Annotated in this window: 23 protein-coding genes and 2 pseudogenes; 3 read left to right on the forward strand and 22 right to left on the reverse strand. The window is 64.8% G+C overall.

Annotated elements, in window-relative coordinates; all coding sequences use genetic code 11:
- The first annotated feature begins 18 nt into the window (after positions 1–18).
- Together GVO57_RS04415 and GVO57_RS04420 are read left to right on the forward strand one after the other, a co-directional pair.
- Positions 19–2741, forward strand: a pseudogene (locus tag GVO57_RS04415) (ATP-dependent DNA helicase).
- Positions 2738–3261 (forward strand): annotated as a pseudogene (locus tag GVO57_RS04420) (SixA phosphatase family protein); the annotation flags it as partial. The pseudogenes GVO57_RS04415 and GVO57_RS04420, both read left to right, overlap by 4 nt.
- Before the next feature lie 72 nt (positions 3262–3333).
- Here GVO57_RS04420 and GVO57_RS04425 read toward each other — a convergent pair.
- From GVO57_RS04425 to GVO57_RS04435, 3 genes are read right to left on the reverse strand one after another with little or no spacing between them, the layout of a single operon-like run.
- Positions 3334–4425: an acyltransferase family protein gene (locus GVO57_RS04425; RefSeq protein ID WP_160592146.1), complete on the reverse strand. Its 1092-nt coding sequence runs from the start codon at positions 4423–4425 to the stop codon at positions 3334–3336.
- A 15-nt stretch (positions 4426–4440) separates the two neighbouring features.
- On the reverse strand, positions 4441–4977 hold the full coding sequence (locus GVO57_RS04430) for a D-glycero-alpha-D-manno-heptose-1,7-bisphosphate 7-phosphatase (RefSeq protein WP_160592147.1): 537 nt from the start codon (positions 4975–4977) through the stop codon (positions 4441–4443).
- Complete coding sequence (locus tag GVO57_RS04435; protein WP_233281470.1) at positions 4974–5408, reverse strand: adenylyltransferase/cytidyltransferase family protein; 435 nt, start codon at positions 5406–5408, stop codon at positions 4974–4976. The genes GVO57_RS04430 and GVO57_RS04435 overlap by 4 nt, the downstream gene beginning before the upstream one ends.
- A 58-nt stretch (positions 5409–5466) precedes the next feature.
- On the opposite strand from GVO57_RS04435, the gene GVO57_RS04440 reads away from it, so the two are divergent.
- Positions 5467–6030: a D-sedoheptulose-7-phosphate isomerase gene (locus GVO57_RS04440; RefSeq protein WP_160592149.1), complete on the forward strand. Its 564-nt coding sequence runs from the start codon at positions 5467–5469 to the stop codon at positions 6028–6030.
- A gap of 12 nt (positions 6031–6042) precedes the next feature.
- On the opposite strand, the gene rfaD is transcribed toward GVO57_RS04440, so the two are convergent.
- The 19 genes from rfaD to GVO57_RS04530 all read right to left on the reverse strand — a co-directional run bounded on the left by rfaD (position 6043) and on the right by GVO57_RS04530 (position 25522).
- On the reverse strand, positions 6043–7026 hold the full coding sequence (rfaD, locus tag GVO57_RS04445) for an ADP-glyceromanno-heptose 6-epimerase (protein WP_201752689.1): 984 nt from the start codon (positions 7024–7026) through the stop codon (positions 6043–6045).
- Between the two features lie 2 nt (positions 7027–7028).
- Entirely contained in the window at positions 7029–7355 is a 327-nt protein-coding gene (locus GVO57_RS15235) for a PfkB family carbohydrate kinase (protein WP_268830445.1), read from the reverse strand.
- Positions 7268–7966 (reverse strand): bifunctional heptose 7-phosphate kinase/heptose 1-phosphate adenyltransferase, encoded by a 699-nt coding sequence (locus tag GVO57_RS15240; protein ID WP_268830446.1) that lies wholly within the window; start codon positions 7964–7966, stop codon positions 7268–7270. Before GVO57_RS15240 ends, GVO57_RS15235 begins: the two co-directional genes overlap by 88 nt.
- A complete protein-coding gene (locus GVO57_RS04455; protein WP_233281471.1) occupies positions 7956–8957 on the reverse strand; it encodes a CgeB family protein in 1002 nt (333 codons plus the stop codon). Before GVO57_RS04455 ends, GVO57_RS15240 begins: the two co-directional genes overlap by 11 nt.
- Positions 8958–8961: 4 nt before the next feature.
- Entirely contained in the window at positions 8962–10095 is a 1134-nt protein-coding gene (locus GVO57_RS04460) for an NAD-dependent epimerase/dehydratase family protein (protein ID WP_160592152.1), read from the reverse strand.
- 105 nt (positions 10096–10200) lie between these two features.
- Positions 10201–11076: a glycosyltransferase family 9 protein gene (locus tag GVO57_RS04465; protein WP_160592153.1), complete on the reverse strand. Its 876-nt coding sequence runs from the start codon at positions 11074–11076 to the stop codon at positions 10201–10203.
- Positions 11069–12226 carry a glycosyltransferase family 2 protein gene (locus tag GVO57_RS04470; protein WP_160592154.1) on the reverse strand — a complete coding sequence of 386 codons (1158 nt, stop codon included), beginning with the start codon at positions 12224–12226 and terminating at the stop codon, positions 11069–11071. Before GVO57_RS04470 ends, GVO57_RS04465 begins: the two co-directional genes overlap by 8 nt.
- A gap of 24 nt (positions 12227–12250) precedes the next feature.
- A complete protein-coding gene (locus GVO57_RS04475) occupies positions 12251–13759 on the reverse strand; it encodes an oligosaccharide flippase family protein (protein ID WP_160592155.1) in 1509 nt (502 codons plus the stop codon).
- 70 nt (positions 13760–13829) lie between these two features.
- Entirely contained in the window at positions 13830–15161 is a 1332-nt protein-coding gene (locus tag GVO57_RS04480) for a hypothetical protein (RefSeq protein ID WP_160592156.1), read from the reverse strand.
- Between the two features lie 97 nt (positions 15162–15258).
- A complete protein-coding gene (locus GVO57_RS04485; protein ID WP_160592157.1) occupies positions 15259–16761 on the reverse strand; it encodes a glycosyl hydrolase family 28-related protein in 1503 nt (500 codons plus the stop codon).
- Positions 16762–16764: 3 nt separating this feature from the next.
- Positions 16765–17544, reverse strand: coding sequence for a cephalosporin hydroxylase family protein (locus tag GVO57_RS04490; RefSeq protein WP_160592158.1), 780 nt, complete (start codon positions 17542–17544; stop codon positions 16765–16767).
- A gap of 24 nt (positions 17545–17568) precedes the next feature.
- A complete protein-coding gene (locus tag GVO57_RS04495; protein ID WP_160592159.1) occupies positions 17569–18210 on the reverse strand; it encodes a NeuD/PglB/VioB family sugar acetyltransferase in 642 nt (213 codons plus the stop codon).
- Positions 18207–19307 (reverse strand): DegT/DnrJ/EryC1/StrS family aminotransferase, encoded by a 1101-nt coding sequence (locus tag GVO57_RS04500; protein WP_160592160.1) that lies wholly within the window; start codon positions 19305–19307, stop codon positions 18207–18209. The genes GVO57_RS04495 and GVO57_RS04500 overlap by 4 nt, the downstream gene beginning before the upstream one ends.
- Positions 19304–20527 (reverse strand): class I SAM-dependent methyltransferase, encoded by a 1224-nt coding sequence (locus GVO57_RS04505; protein ID WP_160592161.1) that lies wholly within the window; start codon positions 20525–20527, stop codon positions 19304–19306. The genes GVO57_RS04500 and GVO57_RS04505 overlap by 4 nt, the downstream gene beginning before the upstream one ends.
- Entirely contained in the window at positions 20524–21084 is a 561-nt protein-coding gene (locus tag GVO57_RS04510) for a dTDP-4-dehydrorhamnose 3,5-epimerase family protein (protein ID WP_160592162.1), read from the reverse strand. Before GVO57_RS04510 ends, GVO57_RS04505 begins: the two co-directional genes overlap by 4 nt.
- Entirely contained in the window at positions 21072–22130 is a 1059-nt protein-coding gene (rfbG, locus tag GVO57_RS04515; RefSeq protein ID WP_160593820.1) for a CDP-glucose 4,6-dehydratase, read from the reverse strand. Before rfbG ends, GVO57_RS04510 begins: the two co-directional genes overlap by 13 nt.
- Before the next feature lie 2 nt (positions 22131–22132).
- Complete coding sequence (gene rfbF / locus GVO57_RS04520; RefSeq protein ID WP_160592163.1) at positions 22133–22903, reverse strand: glucose-1-phosphate cytidylyltransferase; 771 nt, start codon at positions 22901–22903, stop codon at positions 22133–22135.
- A 29-nt stretch (positions 22904–22932) separates the two neighbouring features.
- Positions 22933–24135: a sugar transferase gene (locus tag GVO57_RS04525; protein WP_233281472.1), complete on the reverse strand. Its 1203-nt coding sequence runs from the start codon at positions 24133–24135 to the stop codon at positions 22933–22935.
- Between the two features lie 184 nt (positions 24136–24319).
- Positions 24320–25522 (reverse strand): tetratricopeptide repeat protein, encoded by a 1203-nt coding sequence (locus GVO57_RS04530; protein WP_160592165.1) that lies wholly within the window; start codon positions 25520–25522, stop codon positions 24320–24322.
- Between the last annotated feature and the right edge of the window lie 2 nt (positions 25523–25524).

Consider the following 25524-nt stretch of genomic DNA (forward strand, 5'->3'; position numbering starts at 1 on the left):
GTTCGCATAGGGAAGGAAATGACCGCCTCTTTGCCCTATCCGGCGCTGCACGCAAGCCATGCCGGAATCTGGCTTGCCGACAGCGGCGCCGCGCCGCGCCGGGTGGGCCGGGGCGAGGCGATCGCGATTGCCGCCGATACGCCGGTCATCCTGCTCAACGCGCCGCTGATGGCCGCCCGGCTCGGCTATCCGGAGCTGTCGGGGCTCGACCTGCTCGAACTCTTCGCCTTTGTGCATCCGGCGCGCTTTGCGGTGCCGACGCCGCCGGGGCTGGCGCGCGCGCTCGGCCTCGATCCGCCGGGCGCGGAGGATCGCGCCGCCACCTTCCTGCATGATGCGGCGGCGGCGCTGATCGACCGCATGGCCGCCCCCGACTGGCCCGAGCGCGAGGGCGCGTGGACGGCGCTGCAGGCGCTGGGGCGGCTGCGCTGGTCCTGGGCGGCGGCGATCGGCCGCCACCTTGCCCGGCCCGATACGGCCGAGCGCTGGCTGTTCAGCCGCCTGCCCGAATGGGAGGAGCGGCCGCCGCGCGCGGCACCGCGCACCATCCATGTGCCGCCGTCCGCGGCCGAGGACCGGCTGGAGGACCTGACCGGCAGCGGGGCCGAACCGCGCCCCGGCCAGCGCGCCTATGCCCGCGCCGCCGCCGCCGCCTTCGGCCCGCGCCCCGCCCCCGATGCGCCCGCGCTGCTGCTGGCGGAGGCGGGGACCGGCATCGGCAAGACGCTTGGCTATCTGGCCCCCGCTTCGCTGTGGGCGGAGGCGGCGGACGGCGCGGTGTGGATTTCGACCTATACCAAGGCGCTGCAGCGCCAGCTCGACCGCGAAGGGGAACGGCTTTATCCCGATCCAGCCGTGCGCCGCCGCCGGATGGTGGTGCGCAAGGGGCGCGAAAACTATCTCTGCCTGCTCAATCTGGAAGACGCGCTGCAGGGCGGCTTTGCCGGGCGCGCGGCGGTGTTTGCGCAGCTGGTCGCGCGCTGGGCCGCCTATTCCAGGGATGGCGACATGGTGGGCGGCGACCTGCCGGGCTGGCTGCCGACCCTGTTCCGCCGCGCGGGGGCGACCGCTCTCACCGACCGGCGCGGCGAATGCATCTTTGCCGGCTGCCCGCATTACCGCAAATGCTTCATCGAGCGCGCCGCCCGGGCCAGCGCCGATGCCGATATCGTCGTGGCCAACCATGCGCTGGTGATGGTCAACGCCGCGCGCGGCCGCGAAGCCGCCAGCCGCCCGACCCGGCTGGTGTTCGACGAGGGGCATCATCTGTTCGATGCCGCCGATGCGATGTTCTCAACCGTGCTGAGCGGGCAGGAGGCGATAGAGCTGCGCCGCTGGGTGACCGGCCCGGAAAGCGGATCGCGCGGGCGGCGGCGCGGGCTGTCGGCGCGGCTGTCGGACGTTGCCGGCTATGATGCCGAGGGCGCGGCGGCGATTGCGGCGGCGGGCAATGCCGCGCTCGCCCTGCCGTCCGACGGGTGGCTGGGCCGGCTGGCCGAAGGCGCGCCGTTCGGGGCGATCGAACGGCTGCTCGCGGCGGTGCGCGCGACCGTCTATGCCCGGGCCGAGGGCGAGGATGCCGGCTATGCGCTCGAGACCGAACTGGCCGAGCCCGGCGGCCCGCTGGTCGAGGCGGCGGGCGAGGCAGCGGCGGCGCTTGAGGGGCTGCACCGGCCGCTCGTCCAGCTCGGGCGGCGGCTGGAAGCGGTGATGGCCGACGCGCCCGACTGGCTCGACGGCCCGGCGCGGGCGCGGATCGAGGGCGCGATCGCCAGTCTCGGCTGGCGGATCGAGACGCTGGCGGCGTGGATCGCGCTGCTCGGCCGGGTCGGCGGCCCGGCCGATGGCGATTTCGTCGACTGGCTGGCGGTCGACCGGGCCGAGGGGCGCGAATATGACATCGGCATCCACCGCCACTGGCTCGACCCGACCCGGCCGCTCGCCGAACTGGTCCTCAAACCCGCGCACGGCGTGATCGTGACTTCGGCAACGCTCAGCAATGGCGACTGGGCGGCGGCCGAGGCGCGCGCCGGGGTGCCGCATCTGCCGCGCCCCGCCGCGCGGTTCGAAGCGCCCAGCCCGTTCGACTATCCCGCCCAGGCTGAAGTGCTTGTCGTGACCGATGTCAAAAAGGGCGATGTCGCCGCCCTTGCCGGGGCCTATGCCGCGCTGATCGGGGCGGCGGGCGGCGGCACGCTGGGGCTGTTCACCGCGATCCGCCGCCTGCGCGGCGTCCATGCCCGGATCGCCGACCGGCTGGCGCGCGACGGGCTGCCGCTTTACGCCCAGCATGTCGATCCGATCGACACCGGCACGCTGGTCGATATCTTCCGCGACGATCCCGCCGCCTCGCTGCTCGGCACCGATGCGCTGCGCGACGGCGTCGATGTGCCCGGATTTTCGCTGCGGCTGGTGGTGATGGAGGGCGTGCCCTGGTCTAAGCCCAGCGTTCTTCATGCCGCGCGCAAGCTGGCGGGCGGGGGCAGCGCCTATGAAGACCGGGCGGTCAAGGCGCGGCTGGCCCAGGCCTTTGGCCGGCTGATCCGCCGCGGCGATGACCGGGGGTGTTCGTGCTCTTGTCCGGCGCGATGCCGTCGCGGCTGCTGACCGCCTTTCCGCCCGGCACTCCGGTGCGCCGGCTTGGCCTTGCCGAAGCGGTCGCGGCGGTGCGATCGCGTCTTTCATCGGTCACGGAACTGGGGCATGGCGCGGCCGGGGATGTGCTGACGGAGCGACAATGACCCGCCTGACGCTGCTGCGCCACGCCAAGTCGAGCTGGGACGATTCCGTGCAGCGGGATTTCGACCGGCCGCTCAACGCCCGCGGGCTGAAGGCCGCGCAGACGATCGGTCGCCATATGCGCGCCGAGGGCTGGTGTTCGACCATGTCATCGCCTCGCCCGCCGTGCGGGTGATCGAGACGCTCGACGGTGTCTGGGACGGCTATGGCACGAAGCTGCGCCCGGTCTGGGACCGGCGGGTCTATCTGGCGTCATGCGTCGCGCTGCTCGATGTGGTGCGCGAGGCCCCGGCCGAGGCGCAGTCGCTGCTGCTTGCCGGGCACAATCCGGGGCTTGAGGATCTGGTGCTGATGCTGGTCCCCGACCGCGCCGGCGACGCGCTGCGCGATGCGGTCGAGGAAAAATACCCGACCGCCGCACTCGCCGAAATCGAGTTTGACGGCCCCTGGACCGCGCTCGCCCCCGGCAGCGCCCGCCTCACCCGCTTCGTGCGCCCCCGCGACCTCGATCCGGCGCTGGGCCGGAGGACTGAGGTCGGGATCGTCTCCCCCGCCCGACCGATCGCTACGATTGCTGGGCCTGGCGGTCCTCTGTCAGTGGGGCATCGCCGACCCGCGCACCGACATGTCTGGTTCAGCGCCAGGGCGGGCGGATCGACGATAGTGGCTGTCGCGCCGCAGGAACCGCTTTTCAACCAGATGCCACATTGCGAACGCCAGCGTGCCGACCGCAAGGATGCTCACCAGCAGGAACACGAGCGGCGATTGGCTGGGCAGCCCAAGTGCAATCAGCGTCTGCAGCACTGGAAAATGAATGATGTAAATGCCGTAGGAAAAGTCGCCATGACGGCCGAACCGACCCGCAAACGGCCCGAACGAAATGCCCATGACCAGCAGGGCGAGACCGATCGGCCGCAGCGCCAGCTCCAACCCAACCGTGGATAGCCCGAACAGAATAAGGCCGGCTGCCGCTGTTAGCCATGGCCGCTGCCGCAGGTGACCGAAATGATAATAGCAGGCCGCGCCTGCGACAAAATAGGTCATCTGGCCCGGAAGCTGGCGCGACAGTTCGACGAATGCTCCGCTGCCACGGGTTTCGGCCAACCACAGGCAGCCCGCCGCATAAGCCACCGACAGCAGATAGATAAGGACGAGTATCAGGTCACGCCCATATCGCCGGCACAGCCAGACACAGATCGGCACCGAGACGTAGAAGGCGACCTCAATCTTTAGCGTCCACAATGCGCCATTTACGGCACTGAAGAGATTGTTCTGGAATACGCCCGGCAGTTCGGGCGCAAGGAAGTTCAGGAACAGCAGGTTGGCACCCAGATAGCGCCACAGCCCGGGGTCACGGACATAGGCGCCAAAGGGAAGCGTGCTCAGCGCACCCAGCAGCACGGCGCAGCTGATCACCACGACGACATAGGCCGGCAGGATACGTCGGACCCGCCGCGCTGCATAGGATTTCAGCGTCGAGGATCGATCGAAACTCTGGAAGATCAGAAAGCCGCTGATGATGAAAAACGCCTGAACCGCAAGCGTGGACGACACGGCTGCAGACAATAGGGCAAGCGCCGACAGCCCGGACAGATCATGCGCATGCGAGATGAAGACCATCGAGGCCAGGGTGAACCGGACGATATCGAGATTGTTGTTTTGCGGAACGATATTGATCGAACTCACCCGCTTCCCCCACGTTCAGGCCTGATCGGCCAATAGCAGTCCGACGCATGAGAGCAAATCCGCCCCATGGCCGTCCGCGCCTGCCGGTGCCTGCTCCGCCGGGCCGACGAAGAAGCATCGTCCGACACCCGCGGCGCGGCCGGCGGTAACATCCGATGTCTTGTCGCCGAACATGGCCGACCGGTGCAGGTCGATGCCGAGCCGCGCCGCAGCGGACAGGATCAGCCCCGGCTGCGGCTTACGGCACGTGCAGCCGGCGTCGGGGGTGTGCGGGCAATGCATAACGGCGGCAAGTTCCAGTCCATGACCGGCAAGGGCGCTCACCATGCGCTGCGTGACTGCCTGATAGTCGCTTTCGGCAAAATAGCCGCGCCCGATGCCCGACTGGTTGGTCACGACGATCAGCGCAAAGCCATTGTCGCGGAGCCGCTGAAGCGCCTCCGGGACGCCCGGGCACAGCTCGAAATCCTCCGGCCTGCCGATATAGCCATGATCCAGGTTGATCACGCCGTCGCGATCAAGAAATGCTGCCCGCTTGGGGCCGCTGTTCATGCGACGCTCCGGACCCGGCGCAGCAGGTCGGTCGTCGAATAACCGTCGACGAACGGCATAATCATCGTGCTGCCGCCCCAGCGGCGCATCACCTCGGCCTCTGGCAGCTGGTCGAGCGTGTAGTCCCCGCCCTTCACGTAAATGTCCGGTCTCACGCGTTCGAGCAGTTCGATCGGCGTCCGCTGGTCGAAAATACCGACAGCCGTCACGCTTTCGAGCGCGGCGAGCACAAGCGCGCGGTCCTCAGCCCGGTTGATGGGGCGGTCTGGCCCCTTGCCCAGCATCCGTGCCGATGCGTCGGAGTTCAGGGCCACGAACAGTCCGGCGCCGAGTGCGCGGGCGGCTGCCAGATAGGTGACATGTCCGCGGTGAAGTACATCAAAAACGCCGTTCGTGAAGACCAGCGGCCGCGGCAGGGCATCGATCGACATTCTTGACAACTCTAGGATTTTGCCGTCCATCCACGCCTCGCTTTACTGGGTCGCCAACATGTCCGTATTTGCACAGAATCTTGCCGAGCATCTCGAACTTTTCCAGAGGCTTGATGCGATCGGAAACGATGTCGCGCGTGCCGGCGACGCTCTGGTGGACGCATTGCGGGCCGGAGGCAAGGTCATGTTCTGCGGCAATGGCGGTTCGGCGGCGGACAGCCAGCACATTGCAGCCGAGTTGACCGGGCGTTTTATCGACGATCGCCGGCCGCTGGCGGGGCTGGCGCTGAGCACGGACAGTTCCGCGCTGACATGCATTTCCAACGACTATGGCTATGAGCATGTCTTCGTTCGTCAGGTCCAAGCGCTCGGCAAGGCTGGCGATTGCCTGGTCGGGATTTCGACGTCGGGCAATTCGGCCAATATCGTCAAGGCGTTCGATTTTGCCCGTGCGGCTGGGATCGTGACGATCGGTCTGCTCGGGCGCGACGGCGGCGCGCTCGTTGGCCTCTCGGATATTGCAATCGTGGTGCCCAGTCACGTCACCGCGCGCATCCAGGAGGCCCATATCATGATCGGCCACACGCTGTGCGGGATCGTCGAGGACGCGCTGATCGACTGACGCGCTTTGCGCTCAGCCTTCTCCCAGAACATGGTCGACATAGGCGGCGACGCCATCCTCGACCGAAAGGAACGGGGCCTCATAGCCAGCAGCGCGAAGTCTGCTGATATCGGCCTGCGTGAAACTCTGATATTTGCCCTTCAGGGCTTCGGGAAACTCGACATATTCGACCAGCCCCTGTGCGACCTGCGCGGACAGATCGAGCGGCGGCTTTTGATCGCGCGCCCGCACGCCGTTGACCACGGCGCGGGCGATATCGTTGAACGGCTGCGCCCTGCCGGTGCCGAGGTTGAATATCCCGGACTGGCCGGGGTGCTCGAGAAACCACAGCTTCACGCGCACCACATCGTCCACATGGACGAAATCGCGTCGATGCTCGCCGGCCGCGTAGCCACCATATTCGCCGAACAGCCTGACCCGTCCGCTGTCGCGAAGCTGGTTGATGTGATGGAAGGCAACCGATGCCATCCGGTCTTTATGGGCTTCGCCCGGACCATAGACGTTGAAGTAGCGGAATCCGGCCACCTGGCTCATTTGGTGCTGTCGCCTGCGAACGACCTGATCGAACAGAAGCTTCGAATAGCCATAGACGTTGAGCGGCCGCTCATATTGAGGCTGTTCGACAAAATGGCTTTCGCCGCCATAGACCGCAGCGCTCGATGCGTAGAGGAGCCTGGTTCCGGTGGCTTCGCAGTAATCGAGCAGCTGGCGGCTGCATCGATAGTTGAGATCCATCATCAGCCGGCCGTCATGCTCCATCGTGTCAGAGCATGCGCCTTCGTGGAGGATGGCATCGAACGCGCCCAGGCGTCCCGCGGCGAGCGCCGCGTAGAAATCGCGGTGATCGAGATAGTCGGCGATACGCGCGTTGGCGAGGTTGCGGTACTTGCGCCCGTCCGTCAGGTCATCGGTCGCAACGATGTCATCAATGCCGATCGCATTCAGCCCACGCAGAAGATTGCCGCCGATGAACCCGGCTGCACCGGTGACCGCCACTCTCATCCGAACAACTCCGAAGTATTGATTGCCGAGGTGCCGAACTTGCCGACGACGATTCCGCCGGCCCGGTTCGCCACAGGCACTGCATCACGCAGACTCGATCCGCTCGCGACCATCGCCGCCAGGGTCGCGAGAACCGTATCCCCCGCACCAGTGACGTCGAACACCTCACGCGCCTGGGCAGGGACGTGCAGCGCGCCATCGGCGTCGAAGAGCGTCATGCCCTCTTCCGACCGGGTCACCAGCAGCGCGTCCAGCGCCAGCCGCGTGCGCAATGCCTGTGCCTTGTCTTGAAGCTCCGCATCGTCGCGCCAGGCCCCAACCACCTGAACAAGTTCCGCCCGATTGGGCGTGAGCACGGTCGCCCCCGATAGATCTCCCAGTCGCGGCCTTTTGGATCGATCAGCACCGGTCGCCCGATGCGGCGCGCAATGTCGATCTTCCGCTCGACCCGCCCCAGACATCCTTTGCCATAGTCCGACAGTATGACCACCCGGTGCGCGGCCACATGGCGCTCCATGGCGCCGGCCAGCACGTCGAGCATGTCGGCGTTCGGACGGTTTTCGAAATCGATGCGCAGCAGCTGCTGCGCTCGCCCGCTCACCCGCAGCTTCAGCGTCGTTTGAACGCTGTCATCGTCCTGCAGGTCGTGCGCGATGCCGGCACCGTCCAGCATGTCACGCATCCGTGCTGCCGCCGGATCGCGCCCGACAACCGACAGCAGCGTTGCTTTCCCGCCCAGCGTCGCCACATTAAGCGCGACGTTGGCTGCGCCCCCCAGGCGATACTCCTCGCGCTTGACCAGGACGACAGGCACCGGTGCCTCGGGGGAAACGCGGTCGACGTCGCCGAACCAATATTGGTCGAGCATGGCATCGCCCACGACCAGTATGTTGGCCGTCGAGAAATCGGGACGGGCGATTGCTTCATGCGTCATGATCGCCCCCAAGCACGTCGTCTATCCATCCGTCCACACTGTATCGATAGCGCAGCGCCGGAGCCAATTCGCGGGCCGGCGCGTGCAGGAATGCGGGGTCGAGACCGGGTCGGCGGCGGTCCAGGATCTGGATGTTGGCCGGATCATAGAAATCGTAGTTCCGCACATCTGGATTGGTCGTGACCAGCTTCTTGCGCGCGCCGAGCGCCTCGAACGTGCGGATTGTCAGCCCGGTCTGCCGGTCATGCTCGATGTCCAGAATCGTGCGCGACCGCATGAAAATGTCGCGCACTTTCTCTCTCGGCATCGGCTGATAGCTGAACATCGAGTCCGGCACGCCGCGAAAACTGCGGTTGGTTAGGCGCTGGTAATGAAGAACCCAGGGTGCCTTGAGATAGAGGAACCAGTAACGCCGGGCGCTCGACGGCAAGTTGTGGTCGATTGCGTCGATCAGCGCCGGGCGGTCGCTGTGCGCGGTGCCGATAAAGCTCAGATCGAGGTCGGCTGCGCTGCCGGCGGGCAGGTCGAACTCCGGCGAATAGAACAGCGGCCGAAAGCCGATGCCATGCGTGGCCGCCGCGCGCCGGTCGAAAGACAGCGCGGCGTCATAGTGCCTGAGCGCTGCGACCGCATAGGGTTTGTTCTCGAACGAATCCCAAATGTAGAATGTGAACCGGGCTGACGGAAAATCGACGCGCAGCTGGCGCAGATAGCTCGACGACATGGTCTGGCCGTTGATGACGAGGACATGATCGTAGTGCGAACGGCCGAATGCGGCGACCTGCTGTTGATACAGCCGCGTTGCGTGGCCGAGCACCGCGGGCCTGCAGAGCTTGGCAACCCCGTGCATGATGGCCGATCCGAACGGGCGATCTGCAAGCACGTCCACCGTTGCGCCGCGCGCGCGCAGCGCATCGGCAAGAACGCGGTCATAGCCGAAATAGGGTACGACCTGCATCAGGATCCGTTTGCCGGTAAGGTCGGGCCTCATGTACTCAGCCCATCAACCTGCGGGCCCGCAACTCTTCATTGGCCTGAGCGAGCCGATCTTCCGGCAAAGGCTGGGTCAGCACCCAGCGGGCGAACCGCGCCAGGCCCGACGGAAGGTCGATCTTGGGTTCTACGCCAAGCACCGTGCGCAGCCGGGCAAGGTCTGCGACATTGTGTCGGATGTCGCCGACGCGGAACTCGCCCGTCACCCGGATTGTCGAGCTGCCGCCAAACGCATCATTGAGATGCTTCGCCACGTCCCTGATGCTGGTCGCAACGCCGCTGCCGACATTGAAGGTCCCCGAAACATCCTCCGGCGCGCGCAGTGCGGCGCGGATGGCCGCCACAACATCAGACACATGGACGAAGTCGCGGGTTTCCTCGCCATCTTCGAAAATCGGCAGATCGAGGCCGCGCCGGATCCGGGTCGAGAAGATCGATAGGATGCCGGTATAAGGATTGTTGAGCGATTGCCCTTCGCCATAGACGTTCTGGAAGCGCAGAATGGCCGCCGGTATTCTGTTTGCTCCCGCCACGATGCTGACCAGGTCTTCCTGCGCCAGTTTCGTCGCAGCGTAAACCGATGCCGGGCGGGGCGGCGCGTCTTCGCGCGTTGGCTGCATGTTCATCGGCGCCCCGCAGCGCGGGCAGGGCTGATCCCATTCCCCGCGTCGCATCGCCTCGGCCGTTCGTGGTGCGGGATGGACGGGATCAAGGCCGCAGGCGGGGCAACTGAACGCGCCTTCCCCATAGATCGAGCGGCTCGACGAGAGCACGATCCGCCGGATGGTGTCGGCGCGCTGCGCCACGGCTTCCATCAGCGCCGCAGTCGCCTGCGTGTTGACGGCACTGTAGCGCGCGATTTCGTACATCGATTGGCCGGTGCCGGTTTCGGCAGCCAGGTGAACCACCGCATCGACGCCGTCGAGCGCCTGGTCCCAGACCCCGTCCTCCGTGATCGAAGCCCGCATGATCTCGACGCCCGGGTGATCTTGCCACGCAGGGAATGCACCATCAGGGCCGTGGATCTGCGTTGACAGATTGTCGAGCGCGCGAACCGTCAGTCCATCGTCGAGGAGTTGCGCGACGAGGTGCGCGCCGATGAACCCGGCGGCGCCGGTGACCAGTATTTTCTTCATGTGATGACAGTCCACAAGGCCCGGTGTGTAAATGGAGAGTGCACCTGCGGGCAGGTCTCTTGGAGCAGGGTTACCTTGCCAGCCGGTGCCCACATCGTCAAACCCTCATGCCGACAGCAGCGCGCCGATCCGGGCGATCAATCCGGGTTCGTTGAAAAGCCCCCATCTGCGATGGTCGAACACGCTGCGCGGCATCCAGAACTCGTTTGGTCTGGGTGTGATCACGAAGCTGTCGATGCACAGGCTTTCGGCGAGATGCGCGGGCAGCGAATCCGCCGAGACGACAAAGTCCACGCCGGCGATGGCTGCGCGGAGCGCCGTGAACTGGCGGGGCATGACGATGTGCGGCAGGCCGCTCGCTTCGAGGTCGGGGCGCTCTCCCTGAAGCAGATACAGATCGGTGGACACGCCCCGGCGGCCGGCCTCGTTCAGCAGATCCGCCACCAGCGCAACCGGCAGGTTTTTCGCGGCGATGCGGCTCCCCGGGAAGATGCCGGCCCTGCGCACGGTTGCTGCCCGCGCCGGTTGCGCCGGCGCGAGCCGAATGCCGGCCGCCTGCAACAGCGCGTCATATCCGTGATAGATGTTGGCCGTGGCGGCGCTCATCCCGATCGCCGGTCTGCTACCAATGACGAACCGCTCGCGCATGCCCAGGCCATCGACCAGGATCAGCGCGTCCCGGCCGATTGCTGCCCGCTCGACGGCGCGGCGGACCTGCCATGCACTTTTGAGCGCGGCGGACAGGCCCAGCTTGCGAATGTCGAAGATCGCCGGAACGCTGGCCTCGGGTGACGCGACCGTAATGACCGGAACGGTCGGCGCGACGGCTTCGCAAAGCTGTTGCAGATGCGTGCCGATCGCGATGGTTACCCGCTGCCGATCCTGCGCAGCCACCCGCTCGGCGGCTGCGTTCGCGATCACAAAATCACCAAAGGCCTTCAGCTGCAAAAAGCAGACCGGGCGATCCTGGCACTCAGCCACGGCCGATCCGCAGCGCAATGCGCAGCTGTTCGCCCGGCCGATCGAAATTGCGCTGCCTGCCGCGCGCCAACAGACCCTGGATCAGATCGGCTGCGCCCTTGACATCAGTGACGCCCCGGGCGGCCGCATCGATCGGCATCGTTGCCGAAAAGGATCGCGCCAGCCGCCTCACGCGGTCCAGGGCGCCCCCGGTTTGCGGCATCCGCCCGGTGCTGCCCGCCGCCGCCGCCGCCTGATCGAAATTGTCGAGTGGCCGGCCGAGCGCGATGCGCGCCGCATGCTCGCGGTGCATTGCCTGATCAATCGCGTTGCGTGGAAAGATATCCTCCAACTGGACATCGAACGCGGCTGCGTAACGCAGGGCGGATTCCACGATCAGCACTCCCACTGTCGCGTGATTGTCGAAGCCGGGCAGGAAGCCAAGATCGTCTTCCTGCTTCCACTTATTGCGTTCTTCTGCGGTGCCGCCGCCAAAATGCGAAGCCCCGTTGCTGCGCGCCGAACCGCCATTGATGACCAGAGGCGCGTGGCTGAAAGCGAAAGTGACCCCGGCCATCGACAGCGCGATCGCCGAATAAATGTCGACCTGGCTGGACAGGAAAAAGCGATCCTTACTGTTCCGATCGATCAACGAACGTCGCACAAAGCCGTGATAGATGCATGGCAGGCGGTAATAGTCGCTGTCGTCCAGCAGCTTGCGAAGTTCCTGCCGGCTGTTGCGCAACTCCATGCCTTCGCCACGTGGAAGGAGTGCGCTTCCGCGCCTGCCCCCTTCAAGGTCGGGCCAGTAATAATGGGCGCGTGCGGCAGCGATCGCGTCGACCTTAGGGTTGTCGAAGATGGCATGAACGGCGGCGGGAGCGTGACCGAGAATGCCATCATCGTCGCCGATGAAGCCGATATACTCCCCTTGGGCAAGCCGGAGCCCGCGCTCGAAATTGTCGCGCATGCTCAGGCGCCGTTCGGACCGTTCGTAGCGCAACCGCGGATCGGCGATGGCCGCGACGATGTCACGTGTGTTGTCGGCGCTCGCATTGTCGAGCACCAGGACTTCCAGCGGCGCGTCTGTTGACTGAAGAGCGGTCGCGATCGACGCGGCGAGGTAGGGCGCTCGATCCCGGGTCGGGATGACGATGCTGAGGAGCGGCACGAAGGTCTCCGAAATATTGCCGGCCTAGAGGCCGAAGGCCCGAACCCGCTGGCGCACCCGCACCAGCAGCGCGCGCCGCGGATGCGGCATGATCAGCAGCATTGTCAACGTGATCGCGAAGAAGCCAAAGCCAAGCTGCAGAAAGGCCGCTGCGCGCCCGCCAATGGGTGGTAACAGCAGGCGGAGCGCAAGCGCGACACCGCCGCCGAGCAGGAGCGGCATCGCAACCGTCACCATCGCCCACCGCAGGCGTTCCGCCGGCAGCAGGCGGGACAGAACCAGCCAGGACAGGATGAGCATCGAGGCAAGATTGAGCGCCGCGAGCACGCCCGCCGCACCGGCGGCGCCCATGTCTTCTGCCGCCCACATCATGGCCGGCAGCATCGCCAGGATGAGGAGGGCGTTCAGCTTGTTCGTCAGCGATGTCCAGCCATGGGCGAGCTGCAGCATGTAAGGGATGTTCGCGAGGGCGTTGAACAGGCTGGCCAGCATCAGCAGCGACAGCGTCGGCGCGGCTGCGCGCGCGACTACGGGCTGCCCTGTCCAGGCCATCAGCGCGTGCTCGGGGAGCGCCAGCACCAGCAGCCCGACCGGAGCCACGGCCACCGCCATCCATTCGCTTGCGGCTCGGAATGCGTCACTCAGGTCGATTTGCCGACGTGCCGCGGCCAACGCGGTGAAACGTGGCAGAATGGCAGTGGTCAGCGGCTGGACAAGCTGGAGCAGGCCCGCCGCCGCCGTCGCGGCCAGGCTGTAAAGACCGAAATCCGACAAAGACGCCATGCTGCCCACAACGATCTTGTCGGCCTGGGTCAGCAGGAAGGTGAGGAGGGCACTGAGGAACATCCCGCCCGCAAAGCCGCGAACCGCCTTCAGTTCGGCCAGGTCCGGGCGGGCGGGGCCGGCACCCTGCGCGCGGAGGACCATCTTCACGCGGCGTCGCAGGATTGAAGCAGAGCCGATCGCTACCATCAGATTCCAGCCGAAGAACAGCAGGACGTTCGGCTCGATGAACCTGATAACGAGCAGCGCGCCGCCCCAGCGCAGCGTTTCAACGGTCACGAGCGCGCCGTTGAGCCAGACCTGATCCTCGATGCCCTGAATGGCCCCGCGATACACCTGTTCGATCCAGCGTATCGCCGCAAGCGCGCCCATGCAGACAACCGCATATTGCACGTCGCTTCGGGCCAGGCTCTGGGGCTGGAGCCACGTCCTTGTCAGCATGCCGGACATGAGCGCCACCGTGACCAGGGCGATTGCCGCGATTGCGATGCTCAGCAACTCGATCGATCGCAGCAGGTTGGCAGTGGACTGCCAGGATTTCGATCCAGCCCGCGCGCGCGACATTTCGAGATTGAGCGTTGGCGTCAGGCCGAAATCGAGCAGCATGGTCCAGGCCTGGACGACTGCGAACGCGCCGATCAGGCCATAGGCCTCGCTGCCCAGCAGCAGCAGGAAGAGCGGCAGGGACAGCAGCCCGACGAGAGTCGTCCAGGCACGGCCGAGATAGTTGGCGATGGCGTTGGCTTTCACCCGCGACGGCAAGCCGTTCGGGCTGTCCGTCGCGGCGGCCTGAGCGGGTGGGGCCGCGCCGCTCCGCATTTCAAGCAGCGATCGAGGCGGCGGACGACGGATTGGGCGAGCCGCTCGGCCCGGCGCCGGTGCGCGCTGCGCTTGTGATCCGCAGTCCTGAGAGCAGAATGAAAAAGACGGACGCCTGCAGCGACAGCTTCACCGCCGGGATGATCCCGTCCCGGAAATGCGGGACGAAAATGGCAACGGCGATCAGATAGGCGCCGACCCGCGCCGGGATATAGCCCCGCTTCAGGAACTCGTCCCAGCCATTCTGGAAGTGCATGATCCGCTCGAACGCAAAGCCCATGATCAGATAGCAGATCGCGATTGCGCCAAATCCGCCCTGCAATACCACTTCTGCAAGAAAGCTTGTCGCACCGAGCGGCGCGACGCCCTTGAGCGCCAGGTTTCCCGCATAGACCATCTCGTCCTTCCCCTCCCAGACGAAGCGCGGGATGAAGCCGGTCAGAGAGTTGATGAAGCGCACTCCATATTCATAGCCAAGGGTCTGGGTCTGCAGGCGTTCGGTGATCCCGGGCAGCGAATGGCCGGCATAAAGACCTTCGGAGAAGAACAGGAAAATGCCCTGCCCCCAGCCAAGCTCGGCATCGGCGCGCACGGCCGAAACCACGACGAGCACGAACACCGCGATTGCGCCGGCGATCACCCGCCACGACGTCGAACTGATCGCCGTTCGCCGTGATAGCAGAATGAAGGCGGGAGGTATGAATGCCGACACGATCTCAAGCCGCTTTGCCCGGATGGCAAGGATGACAAGCATGATCGCAAGGCAGGTGAGGATCAGCAGTTTGAACGGGATCCGGCCCACGCAAATGCCGAGAATGACTGCATAGGCGATCGTCAGGCCCATGAACTCGAGCGTCGCATAGACCACGGCATTGCCGGTCGATCCGGTGGCATCCAGCCCCTCAGTCGCATAGCCCGCGAGAAACTCCCGCGTGCCGAACAAATACACGCCGACAGCGATCAGGCCGATCAGGCCGGCAAAGCCGAAGCGCACGCGTTCGAACGTCAGCACGCCGCTATTGCCGAACCAGGACAGTTTCGGAGGGGGGATACGCCGTGCCACTGCGCGCCCGATCTGCAGTGCCATAAGCGCGAATGCGATGTGCTGGATCGAATAAAGAGCGAGTTCCTGATCCGCCGCGAATGGCGCCAAGAATGCCATGTGGTCGTAATTGAGGTCGAAATAACCAGCAACGGCGAGCGGCACGCCGTAATAGAAAATCGACAGGGTGGCGAGGTCAGCGGCATGCGGAAACCGATCGCGAAACAGGTTCACGACCGCCTGGCCGGTGACGAACAGCGTGATTGCGGTGCAGACAAGGAACACAAACATAAGGGAGGGGCGCTTTCCTCACGCAGCCGACCATGCTGCGCCGTACCTGTCCGATCCACCGGGATCGGCCCTGCGCTACGTAAACCGTGTCTGGCGGTCAAGCATGACCGATGAGATCGATCTGCGGCCAGCCTGTGCCGAATGCGTGTGCGCCCAGCTGCAGCGTCACCGATTGCCCCTGCCGCCTCGCTGCCGCGATCGGCTTGTCCGGCCGGTTGGGGGGTGTGTCGGACCGGCGTCCGCCGGCCGTCCAAACGGGTTCGGCCGCGATACCGTTCCCGGCGGCGGACACCAGCAACTGCGCCGCAGTCAATGTTCCCCCGCCGCCGCCTGCAAGCACCGTTGCCTGCCAGCGCGTCTGCGGGCCAAGCCACGGCATCGAGACGGCCAGGCCGTCCCTATTCGGCGATATCCGGGCCAGCCCGCTCAGGTTGCGGATGCAGATCGTCCAGTTTGCTGTTTCCGCAGCAATGATCGGATCGCCGCGCATGTCCTCAATGGTGCCGCCCTCGACACTGAGCGAGCCGCCGCCTGCGCCGATCCGGATCGCATCTTCGGGCATGCGCCGGAACACGCAGTTCGATACCAGAAACCGGCCGTTGCGCAGATGAAGGCCCTTGGGGGACGGGCTCTGATCATAAACGGCATTCGTCCGTTGGCCATCGAACACGCAGCCCTGGACCGACATCAGCAGATCGGTGCCAGCCCCCTGATTGACGGCATAACCCGGCGCGTTTCGAAAGGTGCATCCGGTGACCAGCACGTCGCTCGCGCTGGCGCGGCTGTAGATGTAGCCCGCGAAGGTATCGTACGGGATGTTGTTGGCAAATGTGCAGCCCGCAATGCTGACCGCATCGATTTCCCGCGCGCCATCGTTGAGCAGGATTGCCGCATATCTGGTGTAGAAGAACCCGGAGTTCGAGATCGTCACGTCCCGGCAACGGCTATCGAACCTTACTCCGTAGTTTGCCAGGTAAAGATTGAGGTTCGACAGCACCAGATTCTGGCTGTTCCGGATCAGAAAGGCGGTCAGGCACTGATCGATTTCGATATCGGAAATGATGCCATCGGCGGCCTCGATCTCAATGCCGAGACCGACTGCCGTCAGGAATAGGCCGCTGATCTGAAAGCCCGGAATGGCCGCGAAGATGAATCCCTGATCAGCCGCGCCGCCCAGCCCCATCAGACGTTCGATCCGCACGGGCAGCCCGCCGGGATCCTCGGTCCCCCGGTTGGCATCGCGGCGGCGTCCCATAACAAAGGTCGACCGTTGCGCGCCAGTGGCGTCGATATAGGTCGAAAGCCCTTCGCCGATCAGCGACTGACCCTTGCGCAGGAAAACTGTGCCGGTGATCCGGTAGCGGCCGGCCGGGACGATGATCGACGACAGAAGGTCCCACGACCATTCAGCATCGGCGCGCGCGGCGCGGTTGAACGCCTCGGTGTCATCGGTGACACCGTCACCCTTGGCGCCGAAATCGCGAACATTGAAAGTTCGGGACGCCGGGTTCGCCGATGTTGATGTGGCCCTCGCGCTCGAAAGCGCTGGAAGCGCGGCGAGCGCGAGGGCCGTGCGGCGGGGAATCTGCGCCCCAGCCATTGTTTATCCGGCGCGCTTCAGAAAGCCGTCGGGGGCGACGGTGATCATCAGCTTGTTTTCGACGCTGCGGTCGATCGTGAACTCGGGATTGTGCTTCAGATACTCCCAGACGGCCGTTTTCGGGTTGTCGCCCTTGCCCCAGGGGCGGTCGGGGAACATGTCGTCGCTCATGTCCTCGATCACAGTGTCGAAGACGATGCAGTAGCTGCCCGGCGAAACGAGCGGTGCATAGGCTTCGAGTTCACGTAGAACATGTTCATGGGTGTGGTTGGAATCGAGGATCACAAGAACCCGCGCGTCGCCTGGAACCTGCTGTTTCACGCGCTCCACCGTATCGGGGGCGATGCTTGAACCCTCGATCAGTGTGATGTTGCCGGACAGCGGATGGGCTTCGATCGCGGCGCGATTGTGCGCGCGGATGTCGATATCGATCCCGATAACCTTGCGCTTGGACGCCACGGAGATCGTTTCCTCTCCCTTTTCTGCGGCCTCATAGAGGTCGAGCAGGCGAAGGAGTGACGCGCTCAGTATCAGCGAACCGCCATGCGCAATGCCGGCCTCGACGATCACGGTGGGGCGCACTGCGAAGATGATCTCCTGCAGGGCCATGACGTCCTGTGGATACTGGATGATCGGACGGCCGAGCCACTGGAAGTGATACGAATACTTCCCTTTGTTGGCTATATTCATCCAATGTGTGGTCGCGTCCCTCAGCTCCTGGTTGGCCCCCTGAAGTTCGATCTCCTTTGCGCACTCGACCAGAAACTGCTCATTCGGTGACATGTGTTTTCCTCGCTAAAGCCCTGACTATTTCGAGATTGGGCGCGCCGGGCACCCGACGACTGTGGCCCCGGGTGCAACATTGCTGACGACGACAGCACCTGCACCGATTGTCGCGCCTCGGCCGATTGAGACACGCGGCATAATGATCGCACCTGTTCCAACGAACACGTCTTCGCCTATCGAAATCTCGCCGGCGGTGACGGCACCGGGCCCGATATGGCTGCCATCGCCGACGGAGCTGTCATGGTCAACCTGCGCGCCGGTATTGATGATCACGCTGGAGCCAAGGCGAACGCCGGCTGCGACGATTGCACCGGCCAGGATCTGGCAGCCATCGCCAACGTGGCTGTTGCTGGCAATCACCGCGGTGCCGTGAATCAGCGTGGGTGTTGCGACGCCCCTGGCGTTCAGCCAGCCCGCCAGGCGTCGCCGTTCCGCGCCGTGCCCACCCCCTATCGCGACCGCGGCCACCAGCGGCGCATCGCCGCGGGAAGCCAGCCAATGTTCGACATCGCCCTCGTGGCGCAGCAGGGGTGCCTGATCAAAGGGCGACCGATCGAGTGCGCGGTCAACGACAGCGGCAATCCGATAGCGGTCTCCGATCAGTTCATGCAGAACCCGCGCCTGTCCCGTCCCGCCCCAGAGCAGGATTTCGGGGATCGTCACAATGCGTTCCTGACAACATCACAGACACGCTGAATGTCATCCTCGCTGATTTCGTGATAGCTGGGCAGGTTGACCGCACGTTCGTAAAGCCCATAGCTGACGGGGTTTTCTTGCCGCCGCTCTTCAAACGCCGGCAGCATGCTCAGCGGCCAGAAAAAGACGCGTCCGTCAATGTTGTTCTCGGCAAAGCGGTCAAGCAGTCGTGCGCGATCGAAACGGATCGCCGCATCGACGACAATAGTCGGCATCCAGTAGCCGTTCGAACAATTCTGCGGTTCCGGGTTCATCCTGAGCGGAAGGCCGGCAAGCCGACTACGGTACTGGTCGAAGATCCAGCGCTTGCGTGCAACCAGCTCTTCGATCCGCTCGATCTGGGCGCAGCCGATCGCCGCTGCGATGTTCGACATCTTGTACTTGAAGCCCACCTCGTCGGCCCAGAATTGGCGCCGCTGGCTTCGTGCGCGACCATGGTTGCTGAGTGTGAGCACATGTTCGTAGAGCTCGGCATCGTTGGTCACGAACATGCCGCCTTCGCCAGTCGTCATGGTCTTCGTTCCGTGGAACGAGAAGGTGCCGAACCGCCCGATCGACCCTGCCCGCCGCCCGTGCCAAACGGAGCCCAGGGCTTCCGCCGCGTCCTCGATGATCACGAGCCCGTGACGATCCGCAATCGCCGATAGCGCGTCGAGCGCCGCGAGGTTGCCATACAAATGGACGGCAATGATCGCTTTTGTGCGCGGCGTTATGGCTGCCTCGACCCGGTCCGGGTCGATGCACCAGCTGTCTTCAAGCACATCGACGAAAACCGGCTTGGCCCCGACATGAACGATGGGCGCTGCAGAGGCGATCCAGTTGATGTCTCCAAGAATGACTTCATCGCCCTCGCCGATGCCAAGCGCGGCTAGTCCCATATGCAAGGCGCCGGTGCAGCTGGATGTGGCGATGGCATGGGCGACGCCAAGATGCGCGGCAAAGTCGCGCTCAAGCCGGTGAAGATAGTTGTAGCAGTCCGGGCCCCACCCGTTGCGTGCCGCATCAGTCGCATAAGCGACTTCGAGGTCGGTGATCGACGGCTTCGTGTAATGAATTCGGTTCACAACACCTCCAGAGCCGGAACAGCGCGCACGAACTTAGCGCCCCATGTGCGCGCATATGAAAGCTGGGCGACAACCTCGTCCATCAGGTTCCAGGGAAGGATCAGCACCGTGTCGGGCTTGTCGGCCTGCAGATGATCCTCGCCGACGATCGGGATGCGGCTGCCAGGCATGAAATTGCCTGCCTTGGCCGGGTTGCGGTCGACCACATAGGGAAGAAGGTCGGGCCGAATGCCGGCAAAGTTCAGCAGGGTATTGCCCTTGGCGGCCGCGCCATAGGCGGCCACTTTGCGGCCGGCGCGCCGCTGTTCGATCAGAAAGGCCGTCAGGTCGTGCTTCACCTTCTCGGCGCGCGCCTGGAAGCTGGCATAATAGTCGACTGAACGCATCCCGGCTGCGTCCTCGTGCGCGAGCAGCGCCGCCACGCGCGGCGAGATTTCGTGCGGCCCGTCAGCGCGCTGCGCGAACACCCGCAGGCTGCCGCCATGGGTCGGCAGTTCTTCCACATCGAACACCTGCAGCCCGTTTGCCGCGAAGATGCGCTCGACCGCAGTCAGCGAAAGATAGGAATAATGTTCGTGATAGGCGGTATCGAACTGGGTCTCCGCGATCATGCGCAGCAGATGCGGAAACTCGAAGGTCGCGACCCCCGTTGGCTTGAGCAACGCGGCGAAGCCGCCGACAAAGTCGTTGATGTCGGGAACGTGCGCGAGCACGTTGTTCGCGGCCATCAGATCGGCAGATCGGCCGGCAGCGGCAAGCTCCTGGCCGAGTGCGACACCGAAAAAGCGCTCGACGATGTCGATGCCTTTGTCACGCGCTGCCTGGGCGGTGCTGGCAGTCGGCTCGATCCCATAATTGGGAATGCCGGCAGCGGCGACAAACTGCAGCAGATAGCCGTCATTCGCCGCAACCTCGACGACCATGCTGTCGCCATCCAGCCCGAAGCGCGCGCGCATCGCGGCGACATAGGCTTCACTATGCTTCAGCCATGACGAGGAATAGGAGCTGAAATAGGCATAGTCCTCGGTGAACAGCTCGTCGCTGGCGGCATAGTCTTCGGTCTGTACCAGCCAGCAATTCTCACACACCATCAGCCGCAGCGGAAACCAGACCTCAGCGGCGTTGAGCTTGGCCGCCTGGAGATAGGCATTTGAGGGCGGCGCTGCGCCCAGGTCGAGAACCGGCGTGCGCAGCGGCGTCTGGCAATGACGACAGTTCAAAATCGGACTCCCAGATAGTTGGCGGGCAGGGACGGCAGGTTCCGGTCCCTTTCGGACAGATCGGCGATCGGCACTGGCCAGCGAATGCCGATCCGGGGATCGAGCGGCTGAACGCCGGCGTCGGCCGCCGGAACGTACGGGGCCGAGTGACAATAGACCAGCAGCACATCGTCGGTCAGCGCCTGGAAACCATGGGCGCAGCCGGGCGGCAGCAGCAGGGCGCGCCCGTTTTCGGCCGACAGTGTTTCGGCATGCCAGCCAAGCAGCGTGGGCGAGCCGTGTCGCAGATCGACCGCCACGTCCATCACGGCCCCGCGAATGCAGGTGACGAGCTTGCTCTCCGCATGGGGCGGTATCTGGTAATGCATGCCCCGCAGGCTGCCACGGCGCGACGTCCAGCTTTCGTTTATCTGGACGACGGGTCCCGGCCAGCCGGCCTCCGCCAGCGTCTCGGCGCAGAACAGCCGGCCGAAATGGCCCCGCTCATCTCTGAACAGTTGGCGGTCGATGGTCTTCACGCCAGCGATGGGCGTATCCCCGATCGTCAGCCGCCGCATTGGGCCTGTTCCCAGCCATCGATATCGCGCTCGCACAACGAAAGCGCGTCGCCGCCATCATAGAATGCGCGATACCATTGCATCGTCCGGTCCACGCACTGGGCAAGTGACCAGCGCGGGGCAAGGCCAAGCACGCTCCGCGCCTTGGCGGTCTCGAGCGTCAGCAGACCGGCCTCGTGCGGGCCTTCGGCCTGGCCGAACTCCACGACGCCCGCGCCATAGCTGCGCTGCGCCAGCTCGACCACCGTACGGACATCGGCGGCTTCATGGGTGTGCGGCCCCATGTTGAAGGCGCCGGCCAGGTCCGGCTGTGCGGACAGGCGTTCTGCGAGCAGCAGATAGCCGGCAAGCGGTTCAAGCACATGCTGCCAGGGGCGGACCGCATCGGGCCGCCGGATGACCAGCGTGCTGCCGCTGGACCAGGCCCGGACCGCGTCCGGCAGCAGCCGGTCCTGCGACCAGTCGCCGCCCCCGATGACGTTGCCGGCGCGCGCCGAGGCAAGGCCGACCCCCGCAGTCGCCAGAAACGACCGGCGATAACAGTCGATGGCGATTTCGCAGGCCGCCTTGCTGGCGCTGTAGGGGTCATGCCCGCCAAGCCGGTCATCCTCCCGATAGGGCAGGACATGTTCGAGATTGGCATAGACCTTGTCGGTGGTGATCGCGACGATCGTGCGCACCGATGGCGCCCCGCGGCACGCCTCAAGCACATTGACCGTGCCCTGGACGTTGGTGGCAAATGTCTCGACCGGGCTTTGGTAGCTGGCGCGCACCAGCGGCTGGGCGGCCAGATGAAACACGATCTCCGGCTCGGCCCGCCGCACCAGATCGCTCAGCGTATCCGCATCGCGGATGTCGACGATGCTGTTGTCGATCAGCCCGGCGAGGCCGGACGCCTCGAAAAGCGACAGGGCGGGTGCCTCAAGGCCCAGACCGGTCACAGAGGCTCCAAGGCGCCGAAGCCAGATCGCCAGCCAGCCGCCCTTGAAACCGGTCGCGCCGGTCAGCAGGACGCGACGGCCGCGCCAGAAGGAGCCTGAAGGCATGTTCACCAGGTCCTCCAAGGCGCGCGGCCGCTGCTCCAGAGTTCCTCGAGCATGTTCTTTTCCCGCAGCGTGTCCATCGGCTGCCAGAAGCCCAGATGCTCGAAAGCCATCAGCTCGCCCTCGCGGGCAAGGGTTTCGAGCGGTTCGGCCTCCCAGCTGGTCGCGTCCTCGGCGATGTAGGAGATAACCTTGGGCGACAGGACGAAGAAGCCGCCATTGATCAATGCGCCGTCGCCCCGTGGCTTTTCAGTAAAGCCGCGCACCTGCCCGTCGACGGAATCGAGCGCGCCATAGCGGCCCGGCGGCCTGACCGCCGTCACGGTCGCCATCCGGCCATGCGCACGGTGAAACGCGATAAGGGCCGTCACGTCGACATCGGCGACGCCGTCCCCATAGGTGAAGCAAAAGTCTTCCTCGTCACGCAGATGATGTGCGATCCGCTTCAGACGGCCGCCGGTCATGGTGTGCTCGCCGGTGTCGATCAATGTGACCTTCCACGGTTCGGCGCGCCGATGGTGCACCTCGATGCTGTTGGCAGCGAGGTCGATCGTCACATCGGAGTTGTGGAGAAAGTAATTGGCGAAATATTCCTTGATGAAATATCCTCGATACCCGCAGCATATAATGAAGTCGGAAACGCCGTGTGACGCATAGATCTTCATGATATGCCACAATATGGGCTTGCCGCCGATTTCGATCATTGGCTTTGGACGCAGGTGCGTCTCTTCGGATAGGCGCGTGCCAAGGCCACCGGCCAGAATAACGGCCTTCATCTCAGATTTCTCCCCGCCCTTTCAGGAAATCACTTTGATCCATGGCCGGTGACCATGATGCGAACAGTCTTCATGGCAATAAGAAGGTCAAGCCAGAGCGAATAATTCTTGATGTAGTAAAAGTCGTAGTGCAGCTTGCTGCGGACATCCTCGACTTCGACGACGTGCCCTTGGCAGACCTGCGCCCAGCCGGCAATCCCCGGGCGCACGATGTGCCGGTAGCGGTAGAAGGGGATCTCTCGCTCATACCACTCGGACAGAACTTCCGCTTCGGGCCGTGGTCCGATCCAGCTCATTTCCCCGCGCAGGACATTGATGATCTGCGGCAACTCGTCCAGTCGCGACGTCCGGAGGAATCTGCCAAGCGGGTAGATGCGCTGGTCGTCGGTCTGGGTCATGGCCAGTGTCCGGCCGTCCGCCTCGCCTGGCGGCGTGATCCGCATCGTCCGGAACTTGAAGACCGTGAAGCGCTGGCCGCGATATCCAACGCGCGTTTGCCGAAACAGGACGGGACCCGGAGAGCTGAACTTGATCGCGACCGCGATGATCAACAGGGCGGGCAGAAACAGGATGCCGCAGACCAGCGCTGCAACCCAGTCCGCCGCGTGCTTGATCGACATATAGGCCGACACGGGGCTGAGCGAGCCGAAGCTGTTTTCGGACAGATGCTCCAACTCCACGCGCCCGGTCAGGGATTCCGCCAGATGCTTGAAATGATAGACAGGCACGCCCGCCAGTGCGAGGTCGGTCAGCTTGCGATCCCATTCGTCAGGCAGGTCCTGCCGCAGGTCGGTGGTCACGGCGTCGAGCCCGTCGAACCCGCATGCGGGCGTGGCGATGGCAATCCAATGAATGCCGCGCACGCTCGGCAGCTGTTGACCGTCGACCATGGCGACCACGCCGATCCGGAGCGCCTGGCGCCCCCTGAGGATCGCTACCAGCCAGAAGAACCAGGCCAGGCTGATGAAATAGCCGGCCACCAGCAGCGGGATGTTATAATCCAGGCGCGCGACGATGAACGCCATGGCAAGGACGCCATAGGCGACCGAAAAGACGGGGAGGATGTAGCTGCTGGCTTCAGCCCCGGGATAGGTCGTGATGCTGCGGAACAGCCATGTGCCCAAAAAAATCGCAGCCGCGCTTCCTGCAAGCGTGATGTGCAGGGGGAGGAGGTAGGCAGTCGAAGAAAGGGTCAGCCAACGCACAGTATAGGGAAGAAGGGCTGCAAGCACCAAGCAGCCCCCTAACTGATTTCGCCATCTATAAAGCGGCTGCGGACTCAGTGACTTTACTGCAAACATTGCTTGTCAACCCAAGCCCAACTGGTGTGCGACCGCTCTGGCACCGAAAACGTCCAACTAGTGTGAACCCGAGCTGGCGTGCGAACGCACATGACCGCTTACCGACGCATAAACCTTATTGCAAGGCGTTCGGCGGCGCGACGCGGCGGACCCTCACTCCGTCGACCGCACCGTCCACGCCCGACCCCATGCTTTCCGACTGGGCGGTCAACAGCAATGACTGGCTCGGGCAGCCGGCGGGGACGCTGAACGCAAAGGCATGGACCGAACGGCCGCCGCTGGCGAGCTTCGTCTCCGCCAGATTCTGGCCCGACGGGACGCAGATGATTGCGAACTTGCTCGTCCCCAGGGTCGCTCCTTCCGCCGGGCGAGCCTTGAACTCCAGAGCGAAGCGACCCGGCGGAAGCAGCAGGCGTTGGCTGGCGACCATGCTGCCCGCGCCCACGCGTGCCTCGAGGTGAAGCTCACCGCCGTCGGTGCCACGCAGAATTTCGGCCCGGGCGTCGCCGGAATCTTCCAGACGCCAGTCGAAGATGGTCGGAAGCCGGAGCGTTTCGTTGAAGTCGCCGTTGCGCACCTCGATCGGCTGGGCACGCGGGGCCTGGAGGCGATAGAGGCGCCAGGCCGCCGCGACATCGTTCTTCTCCGCCAGCCGCTGGACAAGGATGCCGATCGGTTCATGGCGCACGGTTCCGCCCGAACGATAGACCGCGTCGACCAGCTGCGACGCCGAGCTCAGATCCTGGGTTTGCGCGCTCAGATAGTCGAGAAAGCTGTTCTTCCACGGGGTGCCGGCTGCAAGCATGCGCGCAAGCGGCGCGCGGATCGCCGGATCTGCGGCGGCTGACGCCAGGATCGGGAACAGGATGGTCGGCATGTTTTTGCCGACCCGCAAAGCAATGTCGTAATGGCCAAGCGCGCGGCCGATATCGTTGCGCTGCACCGCCAGCTCGATGGCCCAGAGCTGGGTTGGCAGATCGCGCCGCGAGATCGCCTGCGAATATTCGAGCATCGCGGCCGATCGGTCGATCTGGCCCTGGCGGGCGAACGCCATGCTCAGGGCACCGGCGGCAGCGGCGCTGGTCGGGTCGCGTCGCAGTGCCCGCCGCGCCGTCCCGATCGCTTCGGGAAAGGCGTCTTTCAGCTGATATTGCGCCGTCCGTCCTAGCACCAGTGCATTGTCGGGCGCGAACCGGGCCGCCAGCACCGGCGCCGAGCGGCGGAGTCCGATGCCGACGCCGAAGGCGACAGCCTGCCAGGCAAGCACCGCCAGCCCGGCGACGAGGATGATCTGCGGGGCGCGGTTCAGTGCGGCCATCG

It is taken from the genome of Sphingomonas changnyeongensis (assembly GCF_009913435.1).
Taxonomy (GTDB): Bacteria; Pseudomonadota; Alphaproteobacteria; order Sphingomonadales; family Sphingomonadaceae; genus Sphingomonas_B; species Sphingomonas_B changnyeongensis.

Bases quoted from the DNA above. Each gene is read 5' to 3' on its own strand.
- GVO57_RS04480 (WP_160592156.1), bottom strand. From the start codon at position 15,161: ATGTTTGTGTTCCTTGTCTGCACCGCAATCACGCTGTTCGTCACCGGC.
- GVO57_RS04435 (WP_233281470.1), bottom strand. From the start codon at position 5,408: ATGTCGATCGATGCCCTGCCGCGGCCGCTGGTCTTCACGAACGGCGTT.
- GVO57_RS04490 (WP_160592158.1), bottom strand. From the start codon at position 17,544: ATGTCACCGAATGAGCAGTTTCTGGTCGAGTGCGCAAAGGAGATCGAA.
- GVO57_RS04530 (WP_160592165.1), bottom strand. From the start codon at position 25,522: ATGGCCGCACTGAACCGCGCCCCGCAGATCATCCTCGTCGCCGGGCTG.
- GVO57_RS04510 (WP_160592162.1), bottom strand. From the start codon at position 21,084: ATGCGGCGGCTGACGATCGGGGATACGCCCATCGCTGGCGTGAAGACC.
- GVO57_RS04460 (WP_160592152.1), bottom strand. From the start codon at position 10,095: ATGAAGAAAATACTGGTCACCGGCGCCGCCGGGTTCATCGGCGCGCAC.
- GVO57_RS04455 (WP_233281471.1), bottom strand. From the start codon at position 8,957: ATGAGGCCCGACCTTACCGGCAAACGGATCCTGATGCAGGTCGTACCC.
- rfbF (WP_160592163.1), bottom strand. From the start codon at position 22,903: ATGAAGGCCGTTATTCTGGCCGGTGGCCTTGGCACGCGCCTATCCGAA.
- GVO57_RS15240 (WP_268830446.1), bottom strand. From the start codon at position 7,966: ATGACGCATGAAGCAATCGCCCGTCCCGATTTCTCGACGGCCAACATA.
- GVO57_RS04440 (WP_160592149.1), top strand. From the start codon at position 5,467: ATGTCCGTATTTGCACAGAATCTTGCCGAGCATCTCGAACTTTTCCAG.
- GVO57_RS04430 (WP_160592147.1), bottom strand. From the start codon at position 4,977: ATGAACAGCGGCCCCAAGCGGGCAGCATTTCTTGATCGCGACGGCGTG.
- rfbG (WP_160593820.1), bottom strand. From the start codon at position 22,130: ATGCCTTCAGGCTCCTTCTGGCGCGGCCGTCGCGTCCTGCTGACCGGC.
- GVO57_RS04485 (WP_160592157.1), bottom strand. From the start codon at position 16,761: ATGGCTGGGGCGCAGATTCCCCGCCGCACGGCCCTCGCGCTCGCCGCG.